This window comes from Streptomyces sp. NPDC088254, assembly GCF_044740925.1.
Classification (GTDB): Bacteria; Actinomycetota; Actinomycetes; order Streptomycetales; family Streptomycetaceae; genus Streptomyces.
Genome location: NZ_JBIURQ010000014.1, coordinates 124,383 through 148,738 on the forward strand (window position 1 = coordinate 124,383; position 24,356 = coordinate 148,738).

The 24,356-nt window shown below is 71.4% G+C and carries 22 protein-coding genes and 1 pseudogene; 14 read left to right on the top strand and 9 right to left on the bottom strand.

Translation table 11 applies throughout. From position 1 onward, the window contains the following. The first annotated feature begins 27 nt into the window (after positions 1–27). The 4 genes from ACIOC0_RS34730 to ACIOC0_RS34745 all read left to right on the top strand — a co-directional run bounded on the left by ACIOC0_RS34730 (position 28) and on the right by ACIOC0_RS34745 (position 3,576). Positions 28–828: an ABC transporter permease gene (locus ACIOC0_RS34730; protein WP_402159912.1), complete on the top strand. Its 801-nt coding sequence runs from the start codon at positions 28–30 to the stop codon at positions 826–828. Between the two features lie 232 nt (positions 829–1,060). Beyond that, a complete protein-coding gene (locus tag ACIOC0_RS34735; protein ID WP_402160264.1) occupies positions 1,061–1,825 on the top strand; it encodes an ABC transporter permease in 765 nt (254 codons plus the stop codon). An 8-nt stretch (positions 1,826–1,833) separates the two neighbouring features. Next, positions 1,834–2,829, top strand: coding sequence for an ATP-binding cassette domain-containing protein (locus tag ACIOC0_RS34740; protein WP_402159914.1), 996 nt, complete (start codon positions 1,834–1,836; stop codon positions 2,827–2,829). Between the two features lie 33 nt (positions 2,830–2,862). After that, positions 2,863–3,576, top strand: a complete 714-nt coding sequence (locus tag ACIOC0_RS34745; protein ID WP_402159916.1) for a DUF1707 domain-containing protein — start codon at positions 2,863–2,865, stop codon at positions 3,574–3,576. A 93-nt stretch (positions 3,577–3,669) separates the two neighbouring features. Here ACIOC0_RS34745 and ACIOC0_RS34750 read toward each other — a convergent pair whose 3' ends face one another. After that, complete coding sequence (locus tag ACIOC0_RS34750; RefSeq protein ID WP_402159918.1) at positions 3,670–4,989, bottom strand: SGNH/GDSL hydrolase family protein; 1,320 nt, start codon at positions 4,987–4,989, stop codon at positions 3,670–3,672. Between the two features lie 174 nt (positions 4,990–5,163). Between ACIOC0_RS34750 and ACIOC0_RS34755 the strand changes: the two genes are divergently transcribed. Then, entirely contained in the window at positions 5,164–6,537 is a 1,374-nt protein-coding gene (locus ACIOC0_RS34755) for a DUF445 domain-containing protein (protein WP_402159922.1), read from the top strand. Positions 6,538–6,867: 330 nt separating this feature from the next. Beyond that, the gene (locus tag ACIOC0_RS34760) at positions 6,868–8,349 is read left to right on the top strand and encodes an MFS transporter (protein ID WP_402159924.1); all 1,482 of its coding nucleotides are present in this window, start codon (positions 6,868–6,870) and stop codon (positions 8,347–8,349) included. Between the two features lie 43 nt (positions 8,350–8,392). Here ACIOC0_RS34760 and ACIOC0_RS34765 read toward each other — a convergent pair whose 3' ends face one another. After that, positions 8,393–8,842: a hypothetical protein gene (locus tag ACIOC0_RS34765; protein WP_402159925.1), complete on the bottom strand. Its 450-nt coding sequence runs from the start codon at positions 8,840–8,842 to the stop codon at positions 8,393–8,395. Positions 8,843–9,048: 206 nt separating this feature from the next. Between ACIOC0_RS34765 and ACIOC0_RS34770 the strand changes: the two genes are divergently transcribed. After that, positions 9,049–10,011 (top strand): GlxA family transcriptional regulator, encoded by a 963-nt coding sequence (locus ACIOC0_RS34770; protein ID WP_402159928.1) that lies wholly within the window; start codon positions 9,049–9,051, stop codon positions 10,009–10,011. Positions 10,012–10,239: 228 nt separating this feature from the next. Here the strand turns inward: ACIOC0_RS34770 and ACIOC0_RS34775 are convergent, their stop codons facing one another. Further along, positions 10,240–10,557 (bottom strand): hypothetical protein, encoded by a 318-nt coding sequence (locus tag ACIOC0_RS34775; RefSeq protein ID WP_130436580.1) that lies wholly within the window; start codon positions 10,555–10,557, stop codon positions 10,240–10,242. 159 nt (positions 10,558–10,716) lie between these two features. Here ACIOC0_RS34775 and ACIOC0_RS34780 point away from each other — a divergent pair, with 159 nt between their 5' ends. Then, positions 10,717–11,145 (top strand): Hsp20/alpha crystallin family protein, encoded by a 429-nt coding sequence (locus tag ACIOC0_RS34780; protein ID WP_130436581.1) that lies wholly within the window; start codon positions 10,717–10,719, stop codon positions 11,143–11,145. Positions 11,146–11,402: 257 nt separating this feature from the next. After that, complete coding sequence (locus ACIOC0_RS34785; protein WP_402159931.1) at positions 11,403–11,786, top strand: DUF2267 domain-containing protein; 384 nt, start codon at positions 11,403–11,405, stop codon at positions 11,784–11,786. A gap of 102 nt (positions 11,787–11,888) precedes the next feature. Here the strand turns inward: ACIOC0_RS34785 and ACIOC0_RS34790 are convergent, their stop codons facing one another. The 3 genes from ACIOC0_RS34790 to ACIOC0_RS34800 all read right to left on the bottom strand — a co-directional run bounded on the left by ACIOC0_RS34790 (position 11,889) and on the right by ACIOC0_RS34800 (position 17,786). After that, a complete protein-coding gene (locus tag ACIOC0_RS34790) occupies positions 11,889–15,029 on the bottom strand; it encodes a DUF3427 domain-containing protein (RefSeq protein ID WP_402159933.1) in 3,141 nt (1,046 codons plus the stop codon). A gap of 172 nt (positions 15,030–15,201) precedes the next feature. Continuing rightward, positions 15,202–16,218 carry an SEC-C domain-containing protein gene (locus ACIOC0_RS34795; RefSeq protein ID WP_402159936.1) on the bottom strand — a complete coding sequence of 339 codons (1,017 nt, stop codon included), beginning with the start codon at positions 16,216–16,218 and terminating at the stop codon, positions 15,202–15,204. Between the two features lie 95 nt (positions 16,219–16,313). Further along, entirely contained in the window at positions 16,314–17,786 is a 1,473-nt protein-coding gene (locus tag ACIOC0_RS34800; RefSeq protein ID WP_402159938.1) for a glycoside hydrolase, read from the bottom strand. A gap of 300 nt (positions 17,787–18,086) precedes the next feature. Here ACIOC0_RS34800 and ACIOC0_RS34805 point away from each other — a divergent pair, with 300 nt between their 5' ends. From ACIOC0_RS34805 to ACIOC0_RS34825, 5 genes and pseudogenes are all read left to right on the top strand, one after another. Continuing rightward, on the top strand, positions 18,087–18,917 hold the full coding sequence (locus ACIOC0_RS34805; RefSeq protein WP_402160266.1) for a class E sortase: 831 nt from the start codon (positions 18,087–18,089) through the stop codon (positions 18,915–18,917). Between the two features lie 116 nt (positions 18,918–19,033). After that, a complete protein-coding gene (locus ACIOC0_RS34810) occupies positions 19,034–19,360 on the top strand; it encodes a DUF6412 domain-containing protein (RefSeq protein WP_402159941.1) in 327 nt (108 codons plus the stop codon). Between the two features lie 121 nt (positions 19,361–19,481). Beyond that, positions 19,482–20,228, top strand: coding sequence for a YidC/Oxa1 family membrane protein insertase (locus ACIOC0_RS34815; RefSeq protein WP_402160269.1), 747 nt, complete (start codon positions 19,482–19,484; stop codon positions 20,226–20,228). A gap of 99 nt (positions 20,229–20,327) precedes the next feature. Then, on the top strand, positions 20,328–21,185 hold the full coding sequence (locus tag ACIOC0_RS34820; protein ID WP_402159944.1) for a fumarylacetoacetate hydrolase family protein: 858 nt from the start codon (positions 20,328–20,330) through the stop codon (positions 21,183–21,185). Between the two features lie 520 nt (positions 21,186–21,705). Further along, positions 21,706–21,884 (top strand): annotated as a pseudogene (locus ACIOC0_RS34825) (IS5/IS1182 family transposase); the annotation flags it as partial. Between the two features lie 5 nt (positions 21,885–21,889). Here ACIOC0_RS34825 and ACIOC0_RS34830 read toward each other — a convergent pair. From ACIOC0_RS34830 to ACIOC0_RS34840, 3 genes are read right to left on the bottom strand one after another with little or no spacing between them, the layout of a single operon-like run. Further along, on the bottom strand, positions 21,890–22,744 hold the full coding sequence (locus ACIOC0_RS34830; RefSeq protein ID WP_402159946.1) for an LLM class F420-dependent oxidoreductase: 855 nt from the start codon (positions 22,742–22,744) through the stop codon (positions 21,890–21,892). 30 nt (positions 22,745–22,774) lie between these two features. Beyond that, the gene (locus ACIOC0_RS34835; protein WP_402159948.1) at positions 22,775–23,284 is read right to left on the bottom strand and encodes a heme-degrading domain-containing protein; all 510 of its coding nucleotides are present in this window, start codon (positions 23,282–23,284) and stop codon (positions 22,775–22,777) included. Continuing rightward, entirely contained in the window at positions 23,281–24,351 is a 1,071-nt protein-coding gene (locus tag ACIOC0_RS34840; protein ID WP_402159950.1) for a Gfo/Idh/MocA family oxidoreductase, read from the bottom strand. Before ACIOC0_RS34840 ends, ACIOC0_RS34835 begins: the two co-directional genes overlap by 4 nt. Positions 24,352–24,356 lie beyond the last annotated feature (5 nt).

The following is a 24,356-nucleotide window of genomic DNA, read 5'->3' on the forward strand; positions in this document are numbered from 1 at the left end:
GGCCCGGGTGGGGAAGGAACGGGTGCCGTGGGTGCGGTGCGGTTGTACACGGCCGTGGCAGCGGGCGGTTTCAGACGGTACGCGACGTACCGGACGGCCACGGCCGCGGGGGTGTTCACCAACACCGTCTTCGGATTGATCCTGGTGTACACGTATCTGGCGCTGTGGGACGAGCGGCCGCAGCTCGGCGGCTACGACCAGGCGCAGGCCGTCACGTTCGTGTGGCTGGGCCAGGCGCTGTACGCGACGCTGGCGATCCAGGGCGGCGGTTTCGAGACCGAGTTCATGGAACGGGTGCGCACCGGGGACGTGGCGGTCGACCTGTACCGGCCGGCGGACCTTCAGCTGTGGTGGCTGGCGAACGACCTGGGGCGGGCGCTGTTCCAGCTGCTGGGGCGCGGGGTGGTGCCGTTCGCTTTCGGCGCGCTGGTCTTCCCCACTGCGCTGCCGGCCGATCCGGCGCTCTGGGCGGCCTTCCTGGTGGCGGTGCTGCTGGCGATGGTGGTGAGCTTCGCCATCCGCTATCTGGTGGCGCTGAGCGGTTTCTGGCTGCTGGACGGCACGGGCGCGCTCCAGGCGCTGATGGTCACGGGGGTCTTCTGTTCGGGCATGACGCTGCCGCTGAACGCCGTGCCGGGGCCGTTGGGGGAGGTCGTGCGGGTGCTGCCGTGGGCGGCGCAGCTGCAGATGCCGGCCGATGTGCTCATGGGGGAGGCCCATTGGGGGCGCGCCTTCGCGTTCCAGGCGGCGTGGGCGGTGGCGCTGCTGGCGGCGGGGCGTGCGGTGCAGGCGGCGGCGACGCGACGGGTGGTGGTCCAGGGTGGGTGAGGCGGGCGGGGTGCCGGGGCAGGGCGGTCCGGGCCGCGGTTTCCATGCCGGCCGGGGGCCGGGTGAGGCGGGCCGGGGCTTGTACGACGGCCGGGGACCCGGTGAGGAAGGCCGGGGCTTCCACGGCGGCCCGGGACCCGGTGAGAAGGGCCGCGGCTTCTACGAAGGCCGGGAGCCGGGCGCGGGCGGCCGGGTGCTCGAAGGGCTGCGCGCCTACCGGCTGATCGCCGGGATGTGGGTGCGCTCCACGCTCGCCTACCGGGCGTCGTTCGTGATGACGGTGCTCGGCGGGCTGCTGGTGACCGGGCTCGACTTCGTGGCGATCCTGTTGATGTTCTCGCAGGTCGACGTCCTGGGCGGCTACACGTTGCCCGAGGTCGCCCTGCTGTACGGCCTGTCGGCGACCAGCTTCGGCTGTGCGGAGCTGGCGATCGGCTCGGCGTCCCGGCTGGGCGCACGGGTGCGTGACGGCACGCTCGACACGCTGCTGGTGCGGCCGGCGCCGGTGCTGGCCCAGGTCGCCGCGGACCGGTTCGCGCCGCGCCGGGTCGCCCGGATCGTCCAGGGCGCGCTGGTGCTGGGCTGGGCGCTGACCGCCCTGGACGTCCGGTGGACGCTCGTCAAGGTGCTGCTGGTGCCGGTGATGCTGGTGTGCGGCGCGGTGATCTTCTCGGCGGTGAACGTGGCGGGCGCGGCCTTCCAGTTCCTCGCGCGGGACGCGGCGGAGGTGCAGGCGGCGTTCACGTTCGGCGGTCAGACGCTGCTGCAGTACCCGCCGACGGTGTTCGGCAGGGAGCTGGTGCGCGGGGTGACGTTCGTGTTGCCGCTGGCGTTCGTCAACTGGGTGCCTGCCGCTTACCTGTTGGGGCGGCCGTATCCGCTGGGGCTGCCGGAAGGGGCCGCGTTCGCGCCGCCGTTGGTGGCGGTCGTGTGCTGCGTGCTCGCGGGGCTGGCCTGGCGGGCGGGGCTGCGGTCGTATCGGAGCACGGGAAGTTGAGGAGGCCCATGGACGGGGCGGAGCCGGTGGGTTCGGCGTTCATCGAGGTGGACCGGGTCGAGAAGGTCTTCGACGTGCGCAAGAGGACGGGCCTGCTGAAGCGGGAGCTGCGGCGGGTCCGGGCGGTCGACTCGATCTCCTTCACCGTGGCGCGCGGCGAGATGGTCGGCTACATCGGTCCGAACGGCGCGGGGAAGTCGACGACGATCAAGATGCTGACCGGGATCCTGGTGCCGAGCGGGGGCCGGGTACGGGTGGCGGGCATCGACCCGTCGCGCGAACGTGCCCGGCTCGCCCACCGCATGGGGGTGGTGTTCGGGCAGCGGACCACGCTGTGGTGGGACCTGCCGCTCATCGACTCCTACCGGCTCGCGCACCGCATGTACCGCATTCCACAGGTCCGTTACCGCGAGAACCTCGACCGGTTGGTCGAACTCCTCGGCCTGGGCGAGCTGTTGGACGTGCCCGTGCGGCAGCTGTCGCTCGGGCAGCGGATGCGCGGCGACATCGCGGCGGCCCTGCTGCACGACCCGGAGGTGCTCTACCTCGACGAGCCGACGATCGGCCTGGACGTCGTGTCCAAGGCCAGGGTCCGTGAGTTCCTGAGGGAGTTGAACGCCGAGCGCGGCACGACGGTCCTGCTCACCACCCATGACCTCCAGGACATCGAGCAGTTGTGCTCCCGGGTGATGGTCATCGACCACGGGCGGATGATGTACGACGGTCCGCTCGCCGGGCTGCACGAGGCGGGGGAGAGCGAACGGTTGCTGGTCGTCGACCTGGAGCGGGAGCTGCCGCCGATCGACGCGCCGCCGCCGGCCCGGGTCGTACGGGTGGACGGGCCGCGGCAGTGGCTGGCGTTCCCGGCGTCGCAGTCGGCGGCGCCGCTGGTGGCGGCGGTCGCGGCCCGGTACCCGCTGGTGGACCTGTCGGTGCGGGAGCCGGACATCGAGGCGGTGATCGCCGAGATGCTGCACCGTACGACGCGCGGCGCGGTCGCGTAGTGCCCGCCGCCGGGAACTCGTAGGCTGCTGCCCATGACCGAGGATGCCCCGGAGTTGCGTGCTTCCGACGCCGATCGTGAACGAGTCGCCGAGGTCCTGCGGGACGCCCTCGCCGAAGGGCGCCTCGACATGGGGGAGTTCGAGGAGCGGCTGGACGCCGCGTACCGGGCCCGGACGTACGGCGAGCTCGCTCCGATCACCCGGGATCTCCCCGCGGCAGGAGGCGCCGCCCCGGTGTCGATGAGCAAGGAGCCTGTGCGGCCGGGCAGTTGGGGCGGGCGGATCGTCGGTGGCGAGGGGACGTCGGGGTGGGCCGTCGCGGTGATGTCCGGGTTCCAGCGCAGGGGGCGGTGGACGGTCCCGCGGCGCTTCAACACCGTCGCCTTCTGGGGCGGGGGCGAGATCGACCTGCGTGAGGCGGACTTCGCGGCCGGGGAGGTCGTCCTCAACTGCGTGGCGATCATGGGCGGGATCAGCGTCGTCGTGCCGCCGGGAGTGGAGGTCGTGGTGCGGGGCCTGGGCGTCATGGGCGGCTTCGACCACGGCGAGGACGGCGTACCGGCGGAGCGGGGCGCGCCGCGGGTGGTGGTGACGGGCTTCGCGTTCTGGGGCGGCGTGGGGATCGAGCGCAAGCGACGCAAGGGGAGCAAGGCGGGCGGGGCGAACGGCGAGCGGCTGGAGGGCGGGGACGGCCGGCGGGAGCTCGGCGAAGGGCGACGGGACGGCCGGCGGCACTGGGAGCACTGACCCGCCGCCTGGCCCGCCCGCGTCACAGCCGGGGCGGGTGCCCGTGTCACTGCCGGGGCGGGTGCCCGTGTGACAGCCGGGCAGGCGCCCGTGTCACAGTCGGCCCGGAGCCATCGCCTTCAGCTGCGCCAATTTGACGGCCTGGGCCATCCGCCGGTAGCCGAGGTCGCTGGGGTGGAGGTGGTCCCCCGAGTCGTACTCCGGCCGCAGCTGACGGGGGTCGTAGGGGTCGTGCAGCGCCTGGTCGACGTCGACGACCTCGTCGAAGACGGACCCCGACCGGATCTCCGCGTTGACCCGCAGCCGGGTCGCCTCCCGTGCGTCCGAGTAGGAGTGGTGGCCCCGGAAGGGCATCAGGGTGGCGCCGACGGCCTTGACGCCGTGGGCGTGGGCGCGGCTCACCAGCGTGCGCAGCCCCGCGAGGATCGCGTCGGGGTCGCCGCCCGCCGGGTGGCGCAGGATGTCGTTGACGCCGAGGTCGATCACGACGGCCTTGACGTGCGGACGGCCGAGGACGTCCCGCGCGAACCGCTTGATGCCGCTCGCGTTGCCCGCCGTCCCGCCGCCGTCGGCGAGGACCCGGTTGCTGCTGATGCCCGCGTTGACGACGCCGTAGCGCGGCGTGTCCCGGCCGTGGGAGGCGGCGGCGCGCAGCCGCTCGGACAGCACGTCGGGATAGCGGCGGTCGGCGTTCGGGGTGGAGGTGACGCCGTCGGTGAGGGAGTCGCCGAAGGCGACGACGGTTCCGTCGGCCTCGTGGCTGAGCACGTCCAGGGCGGTGAGGTAGCGCCAGGAGCCGATCTGGCCGGTGTAGACGTCCCCCGCGGTGTCCCCGGTGTGCTCGCCGACGGCGACGTAGCTGGTCCTGCGCGCGTACGGGTGGTAGGTGACCGGTCCCGACGAGGCCGGCGTGTAGGTGCTGACCAGCACGTCGCAGTCCCCGGGGATGGCGAGGGCGACGGCGTCGCTGACGGCCTGGCCGCCCGCCGGGACGACGACCGAGCCGCGCCCGCCGAAGGTGAGCCGGCGCAGGGTGCCGTCGGCCGCCGCCGGGCCGCCGTCGTCCGCGACGGCGAGGGTGGCGGCGGTGACGCGCAGCGGCAGGGTGCCGTAGAGATTGGACAGCGTGATGCGGGCACTCGTGCCGGAGACGCTGGTGTGGACGACGTTGCGCACCGTGCGGCCCGCCATGCCGGTCGCCCCCGTGCCCGGCTCGCCGGCCACGGGGGCGGCGGCCCAGGTGCCGACCCAGACCCCGGCGGGGGCGGCGGCGCCGTGTGGCGAGCGGACCGTGCCCGGAGAGTCGCCGTGACGGCCGTCGGCGGCGTCGACGCTCAGGAAGACGACGGCGGAGACTGACACGATCACGGCGAGGAGGGCGGCCGGCAGGGCGATGTGCCGGGTGGCGGACATGCGGTGGTGAATCTCCTCGGGCGGGGGAGCGCCGAAGCTCCCGACGGCATACGGGAGATCGCCGTCGAACTCCCCGACAGACAGACGAAGGGAACTCCTGTTCCGTTCCGGGAGTCGGTCGGGAAGGGAGAATGTCCATGTGTGGGACGTGGGGGACCGGAACGGGTGGAGCGGATGGACCGTACGCAGACGCATACACAGACGCAAGCCGGAGCGGACGAGCGGCCGGGAGCCGGTGAGGCGGCGGCCGCCGGAGCGGCCGGGCGCGCGGGCACGGCACGCGCCATGACCGTCTTCAGCGCCGCCGACGAGGAGCGCCGCCGCGGCGTGCGCCGGATGAAGATCACCGCGACGGGCCTGCTGCTGTTCGTCGCCGTGGTGTACGTCCTCGCCGAACTCGCCGCGCACCACGGCGCCGGCGCCTGGGCCGGATACGTGGCGGCCGCGGCCGAGGCCGGCATGGTCGGCGCGCTCGCCGACTGGTTCGCCGTCACCGCCCTCTTCCGCCACCCGCTGGGCCTGCCCATCCCGCACACGGCGATCATCCCCACCAAGAAGGACCAGCTCGGCATCTCCCTCGGCGAGTTCGTCGGCGAGAACTTCCTCTCCGAGGACGTCGTACGGCAGCGGCTGCGCGCGGTAGGCATCGGCAGCCGGCTGGGCGCCTGGCTGGCGGAGCCGGGCAACGCCGACCGGGTGACGGCGGAGCTGGCGACCGCGCTGCGCGGCGCGCTGACCGTGCTGCGCGACTCCGACGTGCAGGCGGTGGTCGGCGAGGCGATCACCCGCCGCGCCGACGCCCGGGAGATCGCCCCCGGCATGGGCAAGATGCTGGAGAAGATCGTCGCCGACGGCGGTCACCGCCGCGCCGTCGACCTGGTGGTCTCGCGGGCGCACGACTGGCTGGTCCTGCACGCCGACTCCGTGATGGACGCGGTCCAGGGCGGCGCGCCCGGCTGGACCCCGCGGTTCGTCGACAAGAAGGTCGGCGAACGCGTCTACAAGGAACTGCTCCGGTTCTGCACGGAGATGAGGGACATGCCGTCCCACCCGGCCCGCGGCGCCCTGGACCGCTTCCTCACCGACTTCGCCTCCGACCTCCAGTCCGACGGCGACACACGCGCGCGTGTGGAACGGCTCAAGGGCGAGGTGCTCGGGCGCGGCGAGGTCCAGGACCTCATCGCGTCGGCCTGGACCGCCGTACGGTCCATGATCGTCACCGCGGCGGAGGACGAACGCAGCGAACTCAGGCTGCGCGTCCGCGCCTCGCTGCTCTCCCTGGGCAGCCGGATGGCCCACGAGCCCAAGGTCCAGGGGAAAGTGGACAGCTGGGTGGAGGGCGCGGCGGTGCACGTCGTGACGACGTACCGCCGCGAGATCACCTCCCTGATCACCGACACGGTCGCGAGCTGGGACGCCGAACACACCACCCGCAAGATCGAGGCCCACATCGGCCGGGACCTCCAGTTCATCCGCATCAACGGCACGGTGGTCGGTTCACTGGCGGGACTGGTGATCTACACGGTGGCGAGGGGACTGGGGGCGTAAGGGACGGTGCTTGACGGCACCGGAGGGCAACTCAGCCCGTCTGGGGGTGCCCCCTCCGGGGGAGTTCGAGGACGAGGCCCGAAGCGGGGCGCCGGCAGCGCAGGGCAAGCCAGCCCGTCTGGGGGTGCCCCCTCCGGGGGAGTTCGAGGACGAGGCCCGTCCAGGGCCGAAGCGGGGGCCTGGGGGGCCTGGGGGGCGGCAGCCCCCAGCAACGTCGGCAGAAACACCGAGCACCTCAACAGCGGAGAGCAACCTCACCTGACCCCACCCGGCCTAAAGCGGCAGCGCCCGGGCACTCGTGCCGAGGTCCGCTCGACGAGGAGGGAGCCCATGACCACCGCAGAGGCCAAGACCGGCCGAACCATCACCACCGACATCCCCGCCAGACTCGACCGCCTGCCCTGGTCCCGCTGGCACTGGACGGTCGTCATCGGCCTCGGCACCGTGTGGATCCTCGACGGCCTGGAGGTCACGGTCGTCGGCAACATCGCTGCCCGGCTGTCCGAGCCGGGCAGCGGTCTGCCGATCTCCTCCGGCCAGGTCACAGGCATCGCCGCCGCGCTGTACGTCGCGGGCGCCTGCCTCGGCGCGCTGTTCTGGGGCCGGCTGACCGACCACTGGGGCCGCAAAAAACTTTTCATGATCACCCTCGCGGTGTACCTCGTGGCGACGGCCCTGACCGCGGTCTCCTTCGACACCTGGTGGTTCCTGCTCTTCCGCTTCCTGACCGGCTTCGGCATCGGCGGCGAGTACGCGGCGATCAACTCGGCGATCGACGAGCTGATCCCGGCGGAGTACCGGGGCCGCGTGGACCTGATGATCAACGGCAGCTTCTGGCTGGGCGCGGTCGGCGGTTCGCTGCTGTCGATCGTCGCGCTGAACACGGACCTGTTCGCGGTGAACGTCGGCTGGCGTCTGACCTTCGCGCTGGGCGCCGTACTCTCCCTGGTCATCCTGCTCGTACGGCGGCACGTCCCGGAGAGTCCGCGCTGGCTGCTGATCCACGGGCGGGACGACGAGGCCGAGCGGATCGTCTCCTCCATCGAACGGCGGGTCGAGGAGGAGAAGGGCGAGCCGCTGCCGGCGGCCGAGGGCGAGCTGACCATCCACCAGCGCCGCAGCGTGTCCTTCCTGGAGATCGCCCGCACGGTGTTCTCCGACTACCGCCGGCGCTCGATCCTCGGCTTCTCCCTCTTCATCGGCCAGGCGTTCCTCTACAACGCGATCACCTTCGGCTTCGGCGCGATCCTGACCACGTTCTTCGACGTGCCGACCGGCGACACCGGCTACTACTTCGCCGTCATCGCGCTCGGCAACTTCTTCGGCCCGATCCTGCTGGGCAAGCTCTTCGACACGGTCGGCCGCCGGGTCATGATCTCGTCGACGTACCTGCTGTCCGGGCTGCTCCTGTTCGGCACGGCCTGGCTGTTCGACCAGGGCTCGCTGAGCGCGTCCACGCTGACGGCGTGCTGGTGCGCGGTGCTGTTCTTCGCCTCGGCGGGCGCCTCCAGCGCCTACCTCACGGTCTCCGAGGTCTTCCCGATGGAGACCCGGGCGATGTCCATCGCCTTCTTCTACGCCCTCGGCACCGCCGCCGGCGGCATCAGCGGCCCCCTGCTGTTCGCCGACCTCACCGGCACGGGCCACGTCGGCGACACGGTCCTCGCGTTCCAGATCGGCGCGGGCCTCATGTGCGCGGCGGGCCTCGTCGCGGCCTTCCTGGCGGTCGGCGCGGAACGCCGCTCGCTGGAGGACGTCGCCCAGCCGCTGACGGCGGCGGCGTCGGAGGACGGCACGAAGGCGAGCGTGTAGACGAGCGCGGCGCCTCCCCGGAGGGGGCCTGAACCGCTGAGGTTCAGGCCCCTGTGGTGGACCCCGGCCGGACGATCATCAGCACCGTCACCGTGGCCCACAGCAGGTTGAACACCCCGGTGAACATGGCGAGCCGCACGGTCGTCCCGCGACTGCCGCGGCCCTCCAGGAGCACCTCCTGCCGGGGCAGCACCAGGACGACGAGGACAATGGCGGCCAGCACGGTCAGCGCCGCCGACACGATCAGCCAGGCGTCGCCCATGACCCCCATCACGCTCGCCGTGGCGAACCCGAGCACGGGAACGGCGATGCCGAGACCGGCGTAGACCCGGCAGATCCGGTGCAGCAACCGGACCGTCCCGGCCGCCCCCACGTCGTCGGGCGCGAGCAGGGCGCGGCGGGCGGCGGGCGGGAACATGCTGGCCGCGACGGTGACGGGGCCGACCGCGACGATCGCGGCGAGGACGTGGAGAGCGAGCAGGAACTTGGTCACGGGCCGACGTTAGGCGGGCGGTGGACCCGGCAGAAGTGGCGGAAATGCCAGAGGCCACCGGATTCTCGCCAGGGGGAGCCGGGGGAGCCGGGGGAGCCAGGGGAGCCGGGGGAGCCAGGGGAGCCGAGGGGCCGGAGTGCCACCCACTCCGCCAGGGGGCCGGGCCGCCCCCGGGTCGCCGCCCGCCCACGCTCTACGCTCTGGCCATGCACACCGTCGCCGTTCTGGCCCTCGACGGGGCCGTCCCGTTCGATCTGTCCGTCCCGGTCGACGCCTTCGGCTGGGTGCGGCTGCCCGACGGCCGGGAGGCGTACCGGGTGCGGGTCTGCTCCCCGTACCCGTCGGGGGAGGTCGGCGCGGGACCGTTCACCGTGCGGACGCCGTACGGCCTTGAGGCCCTCGCTCAGGCGGACACGATCGTCCTGCCCGGCGTGGAGGAGCCGCCCGACCCGCTGCCCGACGGCGTGACCGAGGCGCTGCGCGAGGCCGCGGCGAACGGCACGCGCATCGCCTCCATCTGCGTGGGCGCGTTCCTCTTCGCCGCCACCGGCCTGCTCGACGGTCTGCGTGCCACCACCCACTGGTTCGCGGCGCGTGAACTGGCCGAGCGCTACCCGAAGGTGACGGTCGACCCGGACGTCCTGTACGTCGACAACGGCCAGTTCCTCACCTCCGCCGGCGCCGCCGCGGCGCTGGACATGTGCCTGCACATGATCCGCAGGGACCACGGCTCCGCCGTCGCGGCCCAGGCCGCCCGCATGTGCGTCATGCCGCTCGAACGGGAGGGCGGCCAGGCCCAGTTCATCGTCCACGACATGCCGCCGACGCCCGCCGGGGCCACGCTCGAACCAGTGCTGCGGTGGCTGGAGGACCATTGCGACCGCGACCTCACCCTCGACGAGATCGCGTCCCACGCGGGCATGAGCACCCGCACCCTCAACCGCCGCTTCCGCGAACAGGCCGGGACGACGCCCCTGCAATGGCTGCACCGGGCCCGGATCCGGCGGGCCCAGCACCTGCTGGAGACGACGGCCCACCCGGTCGAACGCATCGCCGCCCAGGCGGGGTTCGGCTCACCGACCGCCTTCCGTGAACGCTTCCGCCGCGTCGTCGGAACGAGCCCCCAGGGCTACCGCAAGGCGTTCCGCGGGGAGCGGCCGGTGGCCTGACGGGAGCATGACCCGCAGCCGGTCGATGATCGGCTAGGGTGACGGGCCGTGGCACATGCGAACACGTGAACCATGGCTCGTACTCGCCGCCCCGCCGCCGGCTCTCGGGGAGCCGTCCCCGTACGCCGCGTACCCGCCGCAGCCGACCTTCCCGCCGTACTCCTCGTAAGACGCGCATCAGCGCAGGTCATCGCACCGGCACCCGGCGTGGGGCCTGCGTGTCCCGCCTCAGCCGCGCCGGTCCGCCACGACCCAGGACGCCAGCGCGACGGCCCCGGCGACCCCGAACACCGACGGCCAGGCGCCCACCTTCTTGGCCAGCGGATGCGACCCGGCGAAGGCGGCGACGTACGCGACACTCAGCGCCCCCGCGGCCTTCCCGCCGGCCCGCTGCCGCCACTGCCGCGCGGCGGCGGCCCCCGCGGCGGCCAGCACGACACCGCCGAGCGGCCGCTTCTTCGTCCACCGGGCCACCCCGTACCCGCCGACGAGCCCACCCGCGGCGATCACCGCACCGGGAACCCGGGCACCAGAACTCTCAGCCATGACCTCACACCTCCACGCTGTAGTAGTCACCGCGAGGCTAGCTCCCTGACGAACCGCCACTCCGAACATGAGCCCAGGCTTGTCAACTTTCCTCCTCCGAGCTATATAAGTACCCGTAGGGCATCGCACCGACATCATTGAAGAGAGGAGTGGACTGTGATGCTCATGCGAACCGACCCGTTCCGCGATCTCGACCGGCTCGCGCAGCAGGTCCTGGGGGCCACGACCAACCGCCCCGCCGCGATGGCGATGGACGCCTACCGTTCGGGTGACGACTTCCTCGTCCATTTCGACCTCCCGGGCATCGACCCGGAAACCATCGAGCTGGACGTCGAACGCAACGTCCTCAGCGTCCGCGCCGAACGCCGTTCCCCCGCCCCCGAGGGCGCGGAACTCATCGTCGCCGAGCGCCCGACGGGCGTCTGCACCCGCCAGCTGTTCCTGGGCGACACCCTCGACACGGAGCGCATCGACGCCTCCTACGAGTCCGGTGTCCTGACCCTGCGCATCCCGGTGGCCGAGCAGGCCAAGCCCCGCCGCATCCAGATCACGGGCGGCGACACGGGCCGCAGGCAGCTGAACAGCTGAACCACCGAGGCGCGTCCCGCACCCCCGGGCGCCCCGGCCGGACCCCCTTACGACCCCCGGCCCCCAGGGCTGCAGGACGCGCCTCCCCTGCCCGCACCCCCGAACGGAGAGCGCAACCCACATCCACCATGACGATGACGCCGACGAACACCCGCCCGACGCCCACACGACAGCCGACAAGAACGCTGATCCCGTCCCCGGTCCTGCCGCACGTTGACAGGCGAACACCCCCTCAGCCCCGCGTCACCTGGGCGAACTTGATCGAAGCGGTCCGTGAGGCGGGCCGGTATCCGACGACCGCAGAAGCCGAGCACATCACCCGAGTCGTACTCGCCGCCCTGGGCAGCCAGATCACCGGCGACGAACGAGTGGCATTGGCCCACGCGCTCCCGAGAAGGGCGGCGGCCCTGATCGCATCCGAACCCCCCGCCCGACATCCCGCGCAGGCAGCGGAGTTCGTCGAATCACTCACCCCGCACCTGGAGGGAGCAACCCCGGCCACGGCCCGCTGGCACGCCGGCTCGGTCCTCAGCGCCCTCCCACCCCTCCTGGACACCCCCCTGACCACCCGCCTCCTCTCCCAACTCCCCCCGGGCTACGCCCTCCTCTTCGGCGTGGCAGAACTGACCCCCCACCCCTGACCCAACCGACCCCGTCGCAGCTCCGCCGGCCTACAACCGGCGGAGCCGCCGACAACGACCTACGCCGCGGCCCGATACGCCCTAACCCGAGCCGTGGAACTCCTAACCAGCGGCGATTGCGGAGTACGTCCACACGTCAGCCGGGAGTTCGTGCTTCAGGCGCCAGGTGATCGCCATCGGCTTGCTGCCCGTGTGCTGCTGGTAGATGGCAGGGCCGAGCAACATCCAAGGATGTGACTTGCCGATGTCGGTGTTCCGGTAGCGGCGAACGAACAGCAGGACGTGGCTGCCCTGCTTTTCGTGCTGCTGATACCGACGGCCGGTTGGTGAGGTCTCGGCTGTCGCGTTCTGCGACTCCCAGTGGAAGAGGGTGGGGCTCAGGGCGTAGTCCTTGTAGCGGACCGTAGGAGAGAAGTCCTTCTCGTTCTTTTCCAACGTGATGAGGAGGGCGTCGGTCCTTATCTCCTCTACCCACTGGACGCCTTGAGCGAAGGAGCGAGGCATCTGGCCGCCCAACCGTGCCACACCGAGCGCGGCCAGGATTTCGGAGCGGTTGTACGAGCTGTGGACCTTGAGAGGGATGTCTCGGTGGCTGTCCGGTAGGGGAAGGGGGAAGTGGTCGGCCTGCTCCAGGACATGAGAGAGGACCTGACGGAGCTCATCGCGGAAGACCACCTGGCCGCGGAGGGAAGCGAGGCCCTCCTGGTAGCTCGTGAAGCCACCGGCGTTGTCCCACAGGTTGAAGAACAGCATGCGGGCGTAGGTTTGGTCGGTGGAGCCCAGCGTCTCGTACGGCGGAGCATCGTCGCTCAGGAGGCGGAGGTAGGCCTTGGCCCGGTCGGGATCGTCGACGTGAAGGAAGGCGTGGACCCGCTTGAGGAGCGCTGCTTCGCCGGACGGCTCAATGTCCTTGACGATGCCTGCCCGCCGAAGCACGCTCGTCCACGAGTTGTCGCTCTTGTAGAGCTCCTTGATCTCGCGCCGGCTCTCGCGGAGGTAGTCGGCCAGGCGCAGTGTGTCGTACGCCCTCACCTCGTTGACCAGCGTCTTGACGGTGGCCCCGAGCTGGGTGCGGATGTTGTCGAGCACGAGGTCCTTGGACTTGCCTTCCAGGATGATCTGGCATCCGGAGGGCAGCTGCGGGAAGTCATGCTCGATGTGGTCGACGAGTCGGTTGCGAGAGAGGTTGGTCAGAGCGCGGAACTGTTCTTCGAAGCGGAACTCCGCCCGGTGCTGGCCGATAAAGTCCAACACGGTGAGCACCGGCTTGGTCTCTGTGCGGCGCAGTCCGCGGCCAAGCTGCTGAAGGAAGACGGTCGCGCTGTTCGTGGGGCGCAGGAGCAGCAGCGTATCGACGTCGGGGATGTCGAGGCCCTCATTGAAGAGGTCCACGGAGAAGATGACCTGCAGCTTGCCGTCGCGCAGCTCGGCAAGCGCCTGGGCGCGCTCTCCGGCCGGTGAGTCGCTGTCCAGAGCCACGGCCTGGAAGCCGGCCTGACGGAAGAAGTCTGCCATGAAGTGAGCATGTGCCTTGGTCACACAGAACCCCAGGGCTTTCATCGCTCCGGGGTTGGACACCTTGTCTCGGATCTGCTTGAGCACGATACGGGCGCGTGCCTGGTTGCCCGTGTAGAGGTTCCCGAGCTCGGATTCCGCGTAACTGCCCTTGGTCCATCCAAGGTTCGTCAGGTCTGTGCCGTCGGGGATGCCGAAGTAGTGGAAGGGGCACAGGAGGTCGTTCTCGAGGGCTTCCCACAGCCGCATCTCCGCAGCGATACGGCCATCGAAGAACTCGTCCTGGACATTGAGCCCGTCCATCCGCTCAGGCGTGGCGGTGAGGCCCAGTAGTTGCTTCGGCTGGAAGTGATCTATGACGCGCCGGTAGGTGGCGGCGGTGGCGTGGTGGAACTCGTCGATGACGATGATGTCGAAGTGGTCAGGGTCCAGCTGCTCCAAGCGCCGTACGTTGAGGGACTGGACGCTGGCGAAGACGTGATCCCAACCCTGCGGTTCTTGACCGCCGTGTAGCAGCTCGCCGAAGGAAGCGTCATCAAGGACCTCCCGGTACGTCCGCAGGGACTGTCGAAGGATCTCCTTGCGGTGAGCCACGAACAGCAAGCGCGGTTGCTTGACGTCGAGGTCCTTGGCCAGCCCTCGGTAGTCCAAAGCGGCCATGACGGTCTTGCCGGTGCCTGTGGCCGCGACGAGCAGGTTACGGTCGCGGCCTCGTATCTCACGCTCGACTCGCAGACGTTCGAGCATGTCGCGCTGGTGGGGGAACGGGCGTACTTCCAGACCTGAGAGGTTGATCTTCAGGTCCGAGATGGATGCATTGCCGCTTGCCTGGGCGAGGGCATGATCAAGGCGTTCGCTGTGCTGATCCGGGTCGTACGGTTCGAAGGCGATGTCGTTCCAGTAGGCATCGAAGGTCGCCTCGAACTTGCCGAGTACGGCGGGCGTGGCGATCGACGACAGGCGCACATTCCACTCGAGCCCGTCCAGCAGCGCGGCCTTCGACAGGTTGGAACTGCCGACGTAGGCGGTGTCGAAGCCGCTGTTGCGACGAAACAGCCATGCCTTCGCGTGCAGACGCGTGGAACGGAGCTCGTAGTTGACCTTGACCTCGGCGCCGAAGTCGCGGACGAGTCGATCAAGAGCGTGGCGGTCGGTGGCTCCGATGTAGGTCGTCGTGATGACTCGGATCGGTACGTTGCGTTCCTTCGCGGCGCGTAGGGAGTCCTCCAGGACGCGGATGCCGTACCACTTCACGAAGGCGCAGAGCAGATCGATCCTGTCGGCGGTGGCCAGTTCTGCTCGCAGTTCGGCGCCCAGGCTCGGGTCTTCCGGAGAGTTCGTGATGAGCGAAGTCTCGGAAAGCGGTGTGAGAGGGCGCATGGCGTAGACGCCCGGGGCTTCCTGTTCGGCGAGAGCCAGGAGCTGGCGGGGCCCTTCGACGAGGACACTCGCTGCCTCTGTGTCGGGGTCGCCGGGCGTTGCCAGGGACTGCAAGATGCGGTTGGCCGCGGCGACTCGCTGAGCGGGCGGCAACTGACTCAGTTTGCGTCCGACGGCTTCACCGACGTGGCGAGCAAGAACGTGAGGAGACGACTCGGGGCTTACCTCGGCGTCGATGGCCTTCCAGCCTGCCGCCTCGAACTCTTCGAGCTCGGCGTGTACGTCGTGTGTGATCAGCTTCTCGTAGACTCCTGCGATCGGCTGCGACCGCCCCCCGGATACCGCCACAGTCTGCTCCCTGCTCCCCGTAGTCCCTGCGCACGATCACTCGTGCTGGCGTGTGTCTGTTGTAACAGCAGCCACTGACAAGTGGGGCTCAGGGAAGAGGTAACCGCTGTTAAGGGAACCGGTGGACCGCCCGGGGTGGGCCGGGCGGTGAGGGCGTTGGGTGGACGGGACGTCAGGCGTCTCCCCCGTGACAGGTCGCGTACGTCTCCCCCGAGCCGCACCAGCAGGACGCGCCCCTCTCCGGGGGCCAGGACACCGCTCGGCCCCGGGCTGCCAGGGTGGTGGCGTACTGGGGGAGGAGGGTCGTGTCGGTGGGGGAGGAGAGTTCCGAGGCGGCGAAGGCCTCGTAGGAGGGGACCGTGCCCGTGACGATGCCCAGGTTGGGGGTGCCGGAGGCCGACAGCTCGCGGAGGGAGGCCTCTATCGTCGCGAGGTGGTCCGGGTGGGAGGGGTACTCCTCGGACAGCGACGGGTACGCCGACACCAGCTCCGCCAGTTCGCCGGCAGGCCAGTGCAGGACCGCCACCGGGAACGGGCGGGACAGGGCCTCCCGGTAGGCGCCCAGTTCCGCGCGCAGGCGGGAGATCTCCGCCTCCAGCTCCAGCGGGTTGTCCGAGCCCAGGGACCACACTCGCTTGGGGTCGTGCAGTTCGTCCAGGGAGACCGGGGCCGAGTGGAGGGTGTCGGCCAGGGTGTCCCACTCGTCGTGGGCCGCGCCCAGCATGCGGCGCACCCGGTGGCGGCCGAAGAGGAGGGGGTGCGTGGAGTGCGGGGGCTCCGGCACGTCCGTGAGCAGCAGCCGCGCCGCCTCGGTGAACGTCTTCTCCGCCGCCTCCAGCTCGTCGTGCGCCTCAAGGGACTCCGCGACGATCACCCACGGGGCGGCGTCGCGCGGGGCCGTCGCCCGGATTCCGTCGATGATCGCGCGGGCCTCGGCCTCGTGGCCGTACTCCCACAGGTTCGACGCCTTGAGCGCTCTGATCAGGTGCGGCTCGTCCAACGGGGCCCCGGAGGACAGCAGGCGGTCATAGAGCGCTGTCGCGGCGGGGCGGTCGCCGGAGAGTTCCAGGTGGGCCGCGGCCTGCAGCAGCAGGGCTTCGGCGTCCTCCGGGTACAGGCCGGCGGTCCGCTCCAGGCGTGCCGCTTCGGCGGTGTGGTCGACGTTCTCGGCAGGCGTGTCGGGGCGCATGACCGACACCGTACTGCCCGCCGGTGACAAAGGAGAGACCCGCAGGCCGGGCAGTTGCCGGGCGGTCGGGCGGCCGTCCGGCCGCCGGTGGGTTCCTAGATCGTCACGCCGTCCACCTGCAGCGTCTGCACCGTCTTCGCGGCGAACGGCACCGCCACCGACTTCCCGCTCAGGTACGTGTTCGTGTACGCCCGGTACCGGTCGCCGCCCGTCGTGACCGTGTTCCAGCGGGGGACCAGGCCGCCCGGGCCGCCGGTCACGGTGGAGAAGCGGGAGAGGTCGAAGGTCAGGGTCTGGGCGGACGCGGAGGTGTTCACGGCGACGACGACCAGCCTGCGGGCCGTCGGGTCGTAGGCCGCCGCCGCGTAGCTCACGCCGGTGTCGAGGATGCGCATGCCGGGGCGGATGTGGCGGCTGAACTGGGCCATCACGTAGTACTTGGTCTGGACGGTCGTCGGCTGGAGCGTGTTCGCGTCGTACGCGATCATGGCCCAGCCCGCCGACGGGTCCATGACCTGCCAGTAGCACCAGGCCGTCGGGTGCAGCCAGCGGAAGTCGTAGCAGAGGTTCGACGCCATGGTCAGACCGGTGCCGTCGCTGTCGCCCGTCTCCGAGTTCCACAGCTTCTTGCCCGACGCCGTCACCACGTCCGAGTGGAGCAGGTCCCGGCGGCCGCCCGAACCCTGGTAGCCGTGCACGTTCACCTGGTTCACCAGGGCCCTGGTGGCGGAGCCGAACGACGACCACGTCGAGCGGGCGGTGTCGTAGTTTGTCTCGTCGGACGCCGCGATACGGACGCCGGTCAGACCGCGCTTGTCCAACTCGCTGCGCAGGTGGGGCAGTACGGCCGCCTGGACCGCCGGGTCCATGTGGCAGCCCTCCTGCGTCCCGGTGGCCGTCCACCAGGACGACGCCGGCTCGTTGAAGGGGTCGACCGTCCCGAAGTTCACACCCCAGTTGTTCCTGGCGTACAGGGCCGTCGCCGCCAGATGGGAGGCGTGCTGGCGGTAGTTCCAGGACTGGAGGTTGTTGCCGCCGTTCGCCGCCCCGGACGGGTTGTGGTTGGAGCACATCCACCACATGGGGGAGTTGGCGAACAGCTCGGTCGTCGCGCCCCGCTGGGACGCCTTCTGGAGCATCGTCCGCTGGTTGGCGTCCGCCGTCCACTTCCAGGCCGAGGAGGCGGGGTCCTCGTTGTTCCAGTCCTGCCAGAAGCCCTCGATCTGCTTGAAGCGGGGGATGTTCGGGGAGACGGCCATCGACTCGCCGTTCACCGTGTTCCAGCTGCACCCGCCGAGGTTGTAGCGGGCGAGGGTGAGGCCCAGGCCGGGGAGCGCCGTGCCGTTGTACGTCACGGAGCCGGTGGTGAAGAACAGGTCGGCGAAGTCGTTCCGGGCGCCGAAGACGTTGGCCCACCAGGCGAGCGAGGTGCCCCAGCCCTCCCAAGTGCCGTACGACGTGGAGGGACTGACGGCGATCGTCGCGTCGGCGTGGGCCGTGCCGGTCGCCAGGGCGCTGCCGAGCACCGCACCGCCCGTGGCGGCCAGCAGTGTTCTGCGTCGGATCATTCGGCTTCTCCGCTTCACTCGACCGAGTCGGGCCCGCCGTTGCGGGCGGACCGGCGGCTCGCGGGGGGATGTGAGTGCAGGACTGGGTGGTTCCTGGTGGGGGGATGCGCGTCGCTCGATGCGCGTCACGAAGCATCGGGCGTGGCGCACGGTGTTGTCGAGAGTCCCGGCACCCCTTTCTCCAACCGGTTGAGGAAGGGGGTACGGGAGGAGCCCCGCGGGTGCGGGTCTGGAGACCTCTCGCCTTCGGCTCTATCGTGCGCTCGGTCGGCCGGCCCGTCGGGGAGGGGCGTGATCCGTATGCGGGTTCCCGTCGTCGAGCACGGTGTGCGGCGGCGGCGCGCCCGACGTCGGCGCGTGCTGTGGTGCGGCGCCGAACTCGTCGTCACGGCAGGTGTGTTGGGGTTGCTGTTCGTCGTCCATCAGCTGTGGTGGACCAACCGTGAGGCCCGGGAGGGCGCCGAGCGGAGGGTGGAGGCGCTGGAGCGGGAGTGGGCGGGGGGCCGCCCGTCCGGGGGTGGGGGTCTTCCCGGTGGCGCAGGTGAGGGGCTGGACGGTGACGGTCCGCTCAACCGGGTCGGCCCAGGGGGGAGTTCGGGGAGTGACGCGGGCGGCGGGGCGGGGCCGTCCTCCCCGGGCGGTACGGGGCCGTCCTCCTCGGGCGGGCGCGGTCCCGCTCCCTCCCAGGCCTACGCCGTCCTCAGCATCCCCCGCCTGCACCTCCGCGTCCCCGTCGCCGAGGGCACCGGAAAGCGGGGTGTCCTCGACAAGGGGTACGCCGGTCACTACAGCGGCACCCAACAGCCGGGGCAGCAAGGGAACTTCGCTCTCGCCGGGCACCGCAACAGCCACGGTGAGCCGTTCCGGTACCTGAACCGGCTGCGGCGCGAGGACATCGTCGAGGTGCGGACGGCGGCGGGGACGTACACGTACGCCGTCGATCTCGTCCTGCCGCAGACCTCGGCCCGTGACGCGGGCGTCCTGCGGCCCGTGCCCCGGTCGCTGGTCCATCCGGCCTACGGGTACGACCGTCCCGGCCACTACCTCACCCTCACCACCTGCACGCCGGAGTACACCTCCAGATACCGGCTGGTGGTGTGGGCGACACTGATCGCCACTCGGCTGCCCTGAACACCTGCGCGATCGGGTATACAGGTAGTACCCGTAGTGCCAGAGGGGCCGAAGAGGTGGCCGCGGGGCGCTACTTGAGAGTGAGGGGGAGGGCAGTGATCCGTCGGCGGACCGGCATGCGGAACGTGCTTCCGCGTCCCCTTCCCAGCCCGGTCGCCTCGTTCCTGTTCGTCCTTCTCGGCCTCGCCCTGCTCCTCGACACCGGCGGTCTCTCCGTCACCGTCGCGCTCGCCGCGACCGCGACGGCCGCCGCCGGCGCGGCCTTCGCCGTGTGCCGTGTCGTCGCCGCCCGCTGCGCGCCGGCCGTGGCGCCCACCCGGGTACGTACGGCCATCCGCGACCGGGACCGGCGTACGGCCTTCCTGCCGCAGCGTGATCCCGACGCCTCCGGGCGGTCCAGGCCCAGGGCGCCCGGTCTCGCCCCGCCGACGGCCGTCGCGTAGGGCACGAGCACCGCCTCAGCACACCCGCACCCGTGTGCGCCCCGCGCGGGGCCGTCATGCCGACCGCACCTTTCCCGGCACGACGAGACCCCCGGAGGGCTCCTCACCCATGTCCGTTCTCCTGTCCGCCTTCGTCCACCTCGTCGAGCGGTTCGCCGATCTGCTCACGCCCCTCTTCGGCGCCTCCGCGGCCGCCGCCGCGATCGTCCTGTTCACCGCGCTCGTACGACTGCTCGTCCACCCCCTGTCCCGGGCCGCCGCCCGAGGCCAGAAGGCGCGGGCCGCGCTCCAGCCGCGCATCGCCGAACTGCGCCGCAAGTACGCGCGCGATCCCGAGCGACTCCAGCGGGCGGTACTGGAACTGCACGCGAAGGAACAGGTGTCCCCGCTGTCGGGCTGCCTGCCCAGCCTGCTCCAGGCGCCCGCCTTCCTGCTCCTCTACTACGTCTTCTCGCACTCGTCGGTCGGCGGCGAGACCAACGACCTGCTGACCCACCGGCTCCTCGACGCACCCCTCGGCGACCGCTGGGCCGACGCCCTCACCGCCGGCGGGGCGTTCGGCGCGGCCGGGCTGGTCTATCTCGTGCTGTTCGCCGTCGTCACGGCGGTCGCCACCCTCAACTACCGGCTCTCGCAGCGGATGGCGGCCACCGTAGCGGCGACGACCGGGGCCACGGCCGGCGAGGAGGTGCCCGGGACGGCCGCCGTCGCCAAGGTCATGCCGTTCCTGTCGTTCTTCACCCTCGTCACGGTGGCCGTCGTGCCGCTGGCCGCCGCGCTGTACGTCATCACCAGCACCGCCTGGAGCGCCGTCGAACGCGCCGTGCTGTACCGGCCGGGGAGCGACAGCGCGCGGTCCAGTACGTGAACCGGGTCTTGTGAGGTGACCCGCCGGTCGGAAGGATCGGGCAGACCTCAGACGACCGCACGCGTCGGCGGCCGGCCCGCACCCAGGGAGACGATGACCATGAAGCTGCTGCGAGTCGGTACGGCGGGTGCGGAGCGGCCCGCGCTGCTCGACGCCGACGGGACCCTGCGTGACCTGTCCGGGATCGTGGACGACGTCGACGGCGCGCTGCTCGCCGACGACGAGGCCCTGGACCGGGTCCGCGCCGCTGCCGAGGCCGGCGAGCTGCCCGCGCTGGACGCGACCGGGCTGCGTGTCGGGCCGCCGGTCGGCCGGATCGGCAAGATCGTGTGCGTCGGGCTGAACTACCACGACCACGCCCGAGAGACCGGGGCCGAGCCGCCCGCCGAGCCCGTGCTCTTCTTCAAGGCGGCGGACACCGTCGTCGGGCCGTACGACACCGTGCTCGTGCCGCGCGGCTCCGCCAAGACCGACTGGGAGGTGGAGCTGGCCGTCGTCATCGGGCGTACGGCCCGCTATCTGGAGTCGGCCGAGGAGGCGCTCACCCATGTCGCCGGGTACGCCGTCGCGCACGACGTGTCCGAGCGGGAGTTCCAGATCGAGCGGGGCGGGACCTGGGACAAGGGCAAGAACTGCGAGACGTTCAACCCGTTGGGGCCGTGGCTGGTCACCGCCGACGAGGTGCCCGACCCGCAGGCGCTGTCCCTACGGCTCTGGGTCAACGGCGAGTTGAGGCAGGACGGGACGACGGCCGAGCAGATCTTCCCGGTCGCCGAAGTGGTGCGCTACATCAGCCAGTTCATGACCCTGTACCCCGGTGACGTCATCAACACGGGCACGCCCGCGGGGGTGGCCCTCGGGCTGCCCGAGCCCAAGCCGTTCCTGCGGGCGGGGGATGTGGTGGAGTTGGAGATCGGGGGGCTGGGGCGTCAGCGGCAGGAACTGAAGAACGCGTGAGCGCTCCGCTGGGGTGCGCGGGGAACTGGGCTGGGGTGCGCGGGGAACTGGGCTTGTGGTCAGCGTGCGGGCCGTCCTGGGCTGGTCGCGCCCTGCGGCGGAGCGGCTGATGGATAGGGCCCCGCGCCCCTTGGATTACTCCAGCCGTAGATCGTGATCTCGATGGTGAGGGGCGCCGAGGAGACAGGTGGCCGGCGTCGATCGTCCGGACGAGATCGGCACCCGCCGGCAGGAGGCGTTCGAGGGCCTGATGAGCCGGACAGCGGGGCGGTTTGCGCGGGTCGAACCCCGGTGGCGAGATCCGGGGCATTCTCCGCCGAGGAGGCGGAGGATGCGGTACAGGACACGTATCCGCGCTGGAGCAGCACCGACCGAGTGGTGATCGATCACCCGAGGGCGCGGCTCGCCGGGGTTGTCACCAACCTGTGCCTCAACCGGATCACCTCGGCCCGTGTGCAGCGCGAGCAGCACGCGGGGCCGTGGTTGCCGGAGCCGGTGCTCGCCCGAGGGCGGCCCGGCTGGGCGCTCGCGCGGCGGCCTGACCAGCAAGATCTATCTCGCTGCCGAGCGAGGCTGCCGCCCGCTGTCCCTCGACCTGACCGAGGGGCGGGCCGCCGACAGACCCGCTTCATCCTGGTCCTGGACAAGGTCAGGGTCCGCGGCCCCGCCGGCCGCCCACGCACCCGGCCCGAAGCGGTCGACTTTCACGTCAGGAGGCTTGCCAGCCTTTGCCAGGACTGCCTGGGGAGGGTGTTCCGTGGGGCTTCGTCCACTATCTGCAGGGCTACGTGGTCCGCGCCCGCCTGGTGGAACGCGTCGATCCGTTCCCGTACGCGGGTCTCGTCGCCCCAGGCGAAGAGCGCGTCGATCAGGCGGTCGCTGCCGTCGCCGGTGAGGTCGTCCTCGGAGAAGCCGAGGCGCAGGAAGCTGTTGGTGTAGTTCGGCAGGGCCAGGTACGGGGCCAGCGCGGTGCGGGCGAGTGCGCGTGCGCGGGTCGGGTCGGTCTCCAGGACGACCTTGAACTCCGGGGCCAGCACGGGCCCTTCGCCGAGTGTCTCGCGGGCCTGGGCCGTGTGCTCGGGGGTGACCAGGTAGGGGATCGCGCCGGCGGCCCGGTCCCGGGACAGCTCCAGCATCCGGGGGCCGAGGGCGGCCAGCATCCGGGAGTCCGCGGGGGCGCCGGCCTCGTCCAGCTCGTCGAGGTAGCCGACCATCGCCGCGTACGGACGGCGGTAGCCCTCCACCCGGGGGCCGTGACTCACCCCGAGGCCCAGCACGAACCGGCCGGGGTGAGCCGCCTCCAGCTCGGCGAGACGCGCGGCGGAGTCAGCCGCTTCGTGCTGCCAGATGCTCTGGATGCTGGTGCCGACGACGATCTTCGAGGTCGCCTCGACGAGCGGCAGCGCGTTGGCGGCGGAGCTGTTGCCGCCCAGCCAGAGCGCGCCGAATCCGAGCTCCTCCAACTCCGCTGCCGCCTCGGCGAGTTCGCCGCGCCGGGCCGGGTCCTCCGAGCGCAGGCCGACACTCCAGATTCCGTACCGTCCGATGATCTCCTTCATGGCAGGCGTCAACGACGGCGGCCCCGGCGTTCATTCCTGCCGCCGGCCCCCGAGATACTCCTCCAGCGCCTCCACCACGAGCCGGTGGTCGTCCAGTTGCGGCAAGCCGGACACCGTCACCGCGCCGATCACGCCGACGCCCTCCACATGGAGGGGGAAGGAGCCGCCGTGCGCCGCGTACACGTCGGGGTCGAGGCGGGAGGAGTCCTCGAAGGTCGTGCCCTTGGCGCGGAAGCGGGCCCCGGCCAGGTAGGAGGAGACGCCGTAGCGCTCCACCACCCGCCGCTTGCGGGCGATCCAGGCGTCGTTGTCGGGGGTGGAGCCGGGCAGGGCCGCATGGAAGAGCTGCTGACCCGCGCGATGGATGTCCACCGCAACCGGGGCCTGGCGCTCCCGGGCCAGCTCCACCAGCAGGGAACCCAGCGCCCAGGCGTCGTCGTGGGTGAACCGGCGGAACACCAGCCGCCGTTCCTGGGCCTGCAGCTCCTCCAGGGTCGGGGTGATCTCCGGGGTGAACCTGGGGGTCGACTCGTGGCTCACAGCGACACCACCACTCCGTCTCGCGCCGAACGGCGGGCCGCCTCCAGGACGTCGAGGGCGGCAGCCGCCTCGAGGGCGGTCACCGGGTTGGGCCCGCCGTCGATCAGCGCCCTGGCCACCTTCGCGTAGTAGGCCGGGTAGTCACCGGGGAGGGTCGGTACGGGGCTTCCGCCGCCGGTCAGCGGGGACTCCCCGGCGCCGATCCGACCCCAGAGGGACTCGGGCTCCTCGCCCCAGCCCGCCCCGGGGCGCAGGCCCTCGCGCAGGGCCGCCTCCTGCGGGTCGAGGCCGTACTTCACATAGCCGGCGCTCGAGCCCAGCACCCGGAGACGCGGGCCGAGCTGGGCGGTCGTCGCGGAGACGTGGAGGTGGGAGCGGACGCCGCCGGTGTGCGTGAGCGCGATGAAGGTGTCGTCGTCGGCCTCCGCGCCAGGCCGGCGGACGTCCGACTCGGCGTACACGGAGGCGACGGGGCCGAAGAGGGCGAGCGCCTGGTCGACGACATGGCTGCCGAGGTCGTACAGCAGACCTCCGATCTCCGCGGGGTCGCCGGACTCCCGCCAGCCGCCCTTCGGTTGCGGCCGCCAGCGCTCGAAGCGGGACTCGAAGCGGTACACGTCGCCGAGCGCGCCCTCGTCGAGCAGCTTGCGCAGGGTGAGGAAGTCGCCGTCCCAGCGGCGGTTCTGGAAGACCGAGAGCAGCAGGGAACGCTCCTCGGCGAGCGCGGCCAGTGCGCGGGCCTGCGCCGCCGTGCCCGCGATCGGCTTGTCGACGACGACCGGGAGGCCCGCTTCGAGCGCGGCGGTGGCGAGGGGCACGTGCGTCTTGTTCGGGGACGCGATGACGACCAGGTCCAGCTCGCCGGCGCGGGCGAGGAGCGCGTCGGGGGTCGCGGTGACGCGTACGTCCGGGAACTCGGCGCGGGCCTGCGCCTGCCGCTCGGGGTCGGAGGTGACCACCGTGTCCAGGGAGAGGCCCTCGGTGGCGGCGATCAGCGGGGCGTGGAAGACGGAGCCTGCGAGGCCGTAGCCGATCAGGCCCACGCGGAGGGGAGTGCCAGCAGTCATGCAGC

What these genes read in the sequence shown, in the direction of transcription:
- ACIOC0_RS34745 (WP_402159916.1), top strand. Translation starts at nt 2,863, where the DNA reads ATGACCGAGGATGCCCCGGAGTTGCGTGCTTCCGACGCCGATCGTGAA.
- ACIOC0_RS34770 (WP_402159928.1), top strand. Translation starts at nt 9,049, where the DNA reads ATGCACACCGTCGCCGTTCTGGCCCTCGACGGGGCCGTCCCGTTCGAT.
- ACIOC0_RS34780 (WP_130436581.1), top strand. Translation starts at nt 10,717, where the DNA reads ATGCTCATGCGAACCGACCCGTTCCGCGATCTCGACCGGCTCGCGCAG.
- ACIOC0_RS34830 (WP_402159946.1), bottom strand. Translation starts at nt 22,744, where the DNA reads ATGAAGGAGATCATCGGACGGTACGGAATCTGGAGTGTCGGCCTGCGC.
- ACIOC0_RS34795 (WP_402159936.1), bottom strand. Translation starts at nt 16,218, where the DNA reads ATGCGCCCCGACACGCCTGCCGAGAACGTCGACCACACCGCCGAAGCG.
- ACIOC0_RS34750 (WP_402159918.1), bottom strand. Translation starts at nt 4,989, where the DNA reads ATGTCCGCCACCCGGCACATCGCCCTGCCGGCCGCCCTCCTCGCCGTG.
- ACIOC0_RS34735 (WP_402160264.1), top strand. Translation starts at nt 1,061, where the DNA reads ATGTGGGTGCGCTCCACGCTCGCCTACCGGGCGTCGTTCGTGATGACG.
- ACIOC0_RS34810 (WP_402159941.1), top strand. Translation starts at nt 19,034, where the DNA reads ATGCGGAACGTGCTTCCGCGTCCCCTTCCCAGCCCGGTCGCCTCGTTC.
- ACIOC0_RS34800 (WP_402159938.1), bottom strand. Translation starts at nt 17,786, where the DNA reads ATGATCCGACGCAGAACACTGCTGGCCGCCACGGGCGGTGCGGTGCTC.
- ACIOC0_RS34820 (WP_402159944.1), top strand. Translation starts at nt 20,328, where the DNA reads ATGAAGCTGCTGCGAGTCGGTACGGCGGGTGCGGAGCGGCCCGCGCTG.
- ACIOC0_RS34755 (WP_402159922.1), top strand. Translation starts at nt 5,164, where the DNA reads ATGGACCGTACGCAGACGCATACACAGACGCAAGCCGGAGCGGACGAG.
- ACIOC0_RS34760 (WP_402159924.1), top strand. Translation starts at nt 6,868, where the DNA reads ATGACCACCGCAGAGGCCAAGACCGGCCGAACCATCACCACCGACATC.
- ACIOC0_RS34805 (WP_402160266.1), top strand. Translation starts at nt 18,087, where the DNA reads ATGCGGGTTCCCGTCGTCGAGCACGGTGTGCGGCGGCGGCGCGCCCGA.
- ACIOC0_RS34740 (WP_402159914.1), top strand. Translation starts at nt 1,834, where the DNA reads ATGGACGGGGCGGAGCCGGTGGGTTCGGCGTTCATCGAGGTGGACCGG.
- ACIOC0_RS34775 (WP_130436580.1), bottom strand. Translation starts at nt 10,557, where the DNA reads ATGGCTGAGAGTTCTGGTGCCCGGGTTCCCGGTGCGGTGATCGCCGCG.
- ACIOC0_RS34840 (WP_402159950.1), bottom strand. Translation starts at nt 24,351, where the DNA reads ATGACTGCTGGCACTCCCCTCCGCGTGGGCCTGATCGGCTACGGCCTC.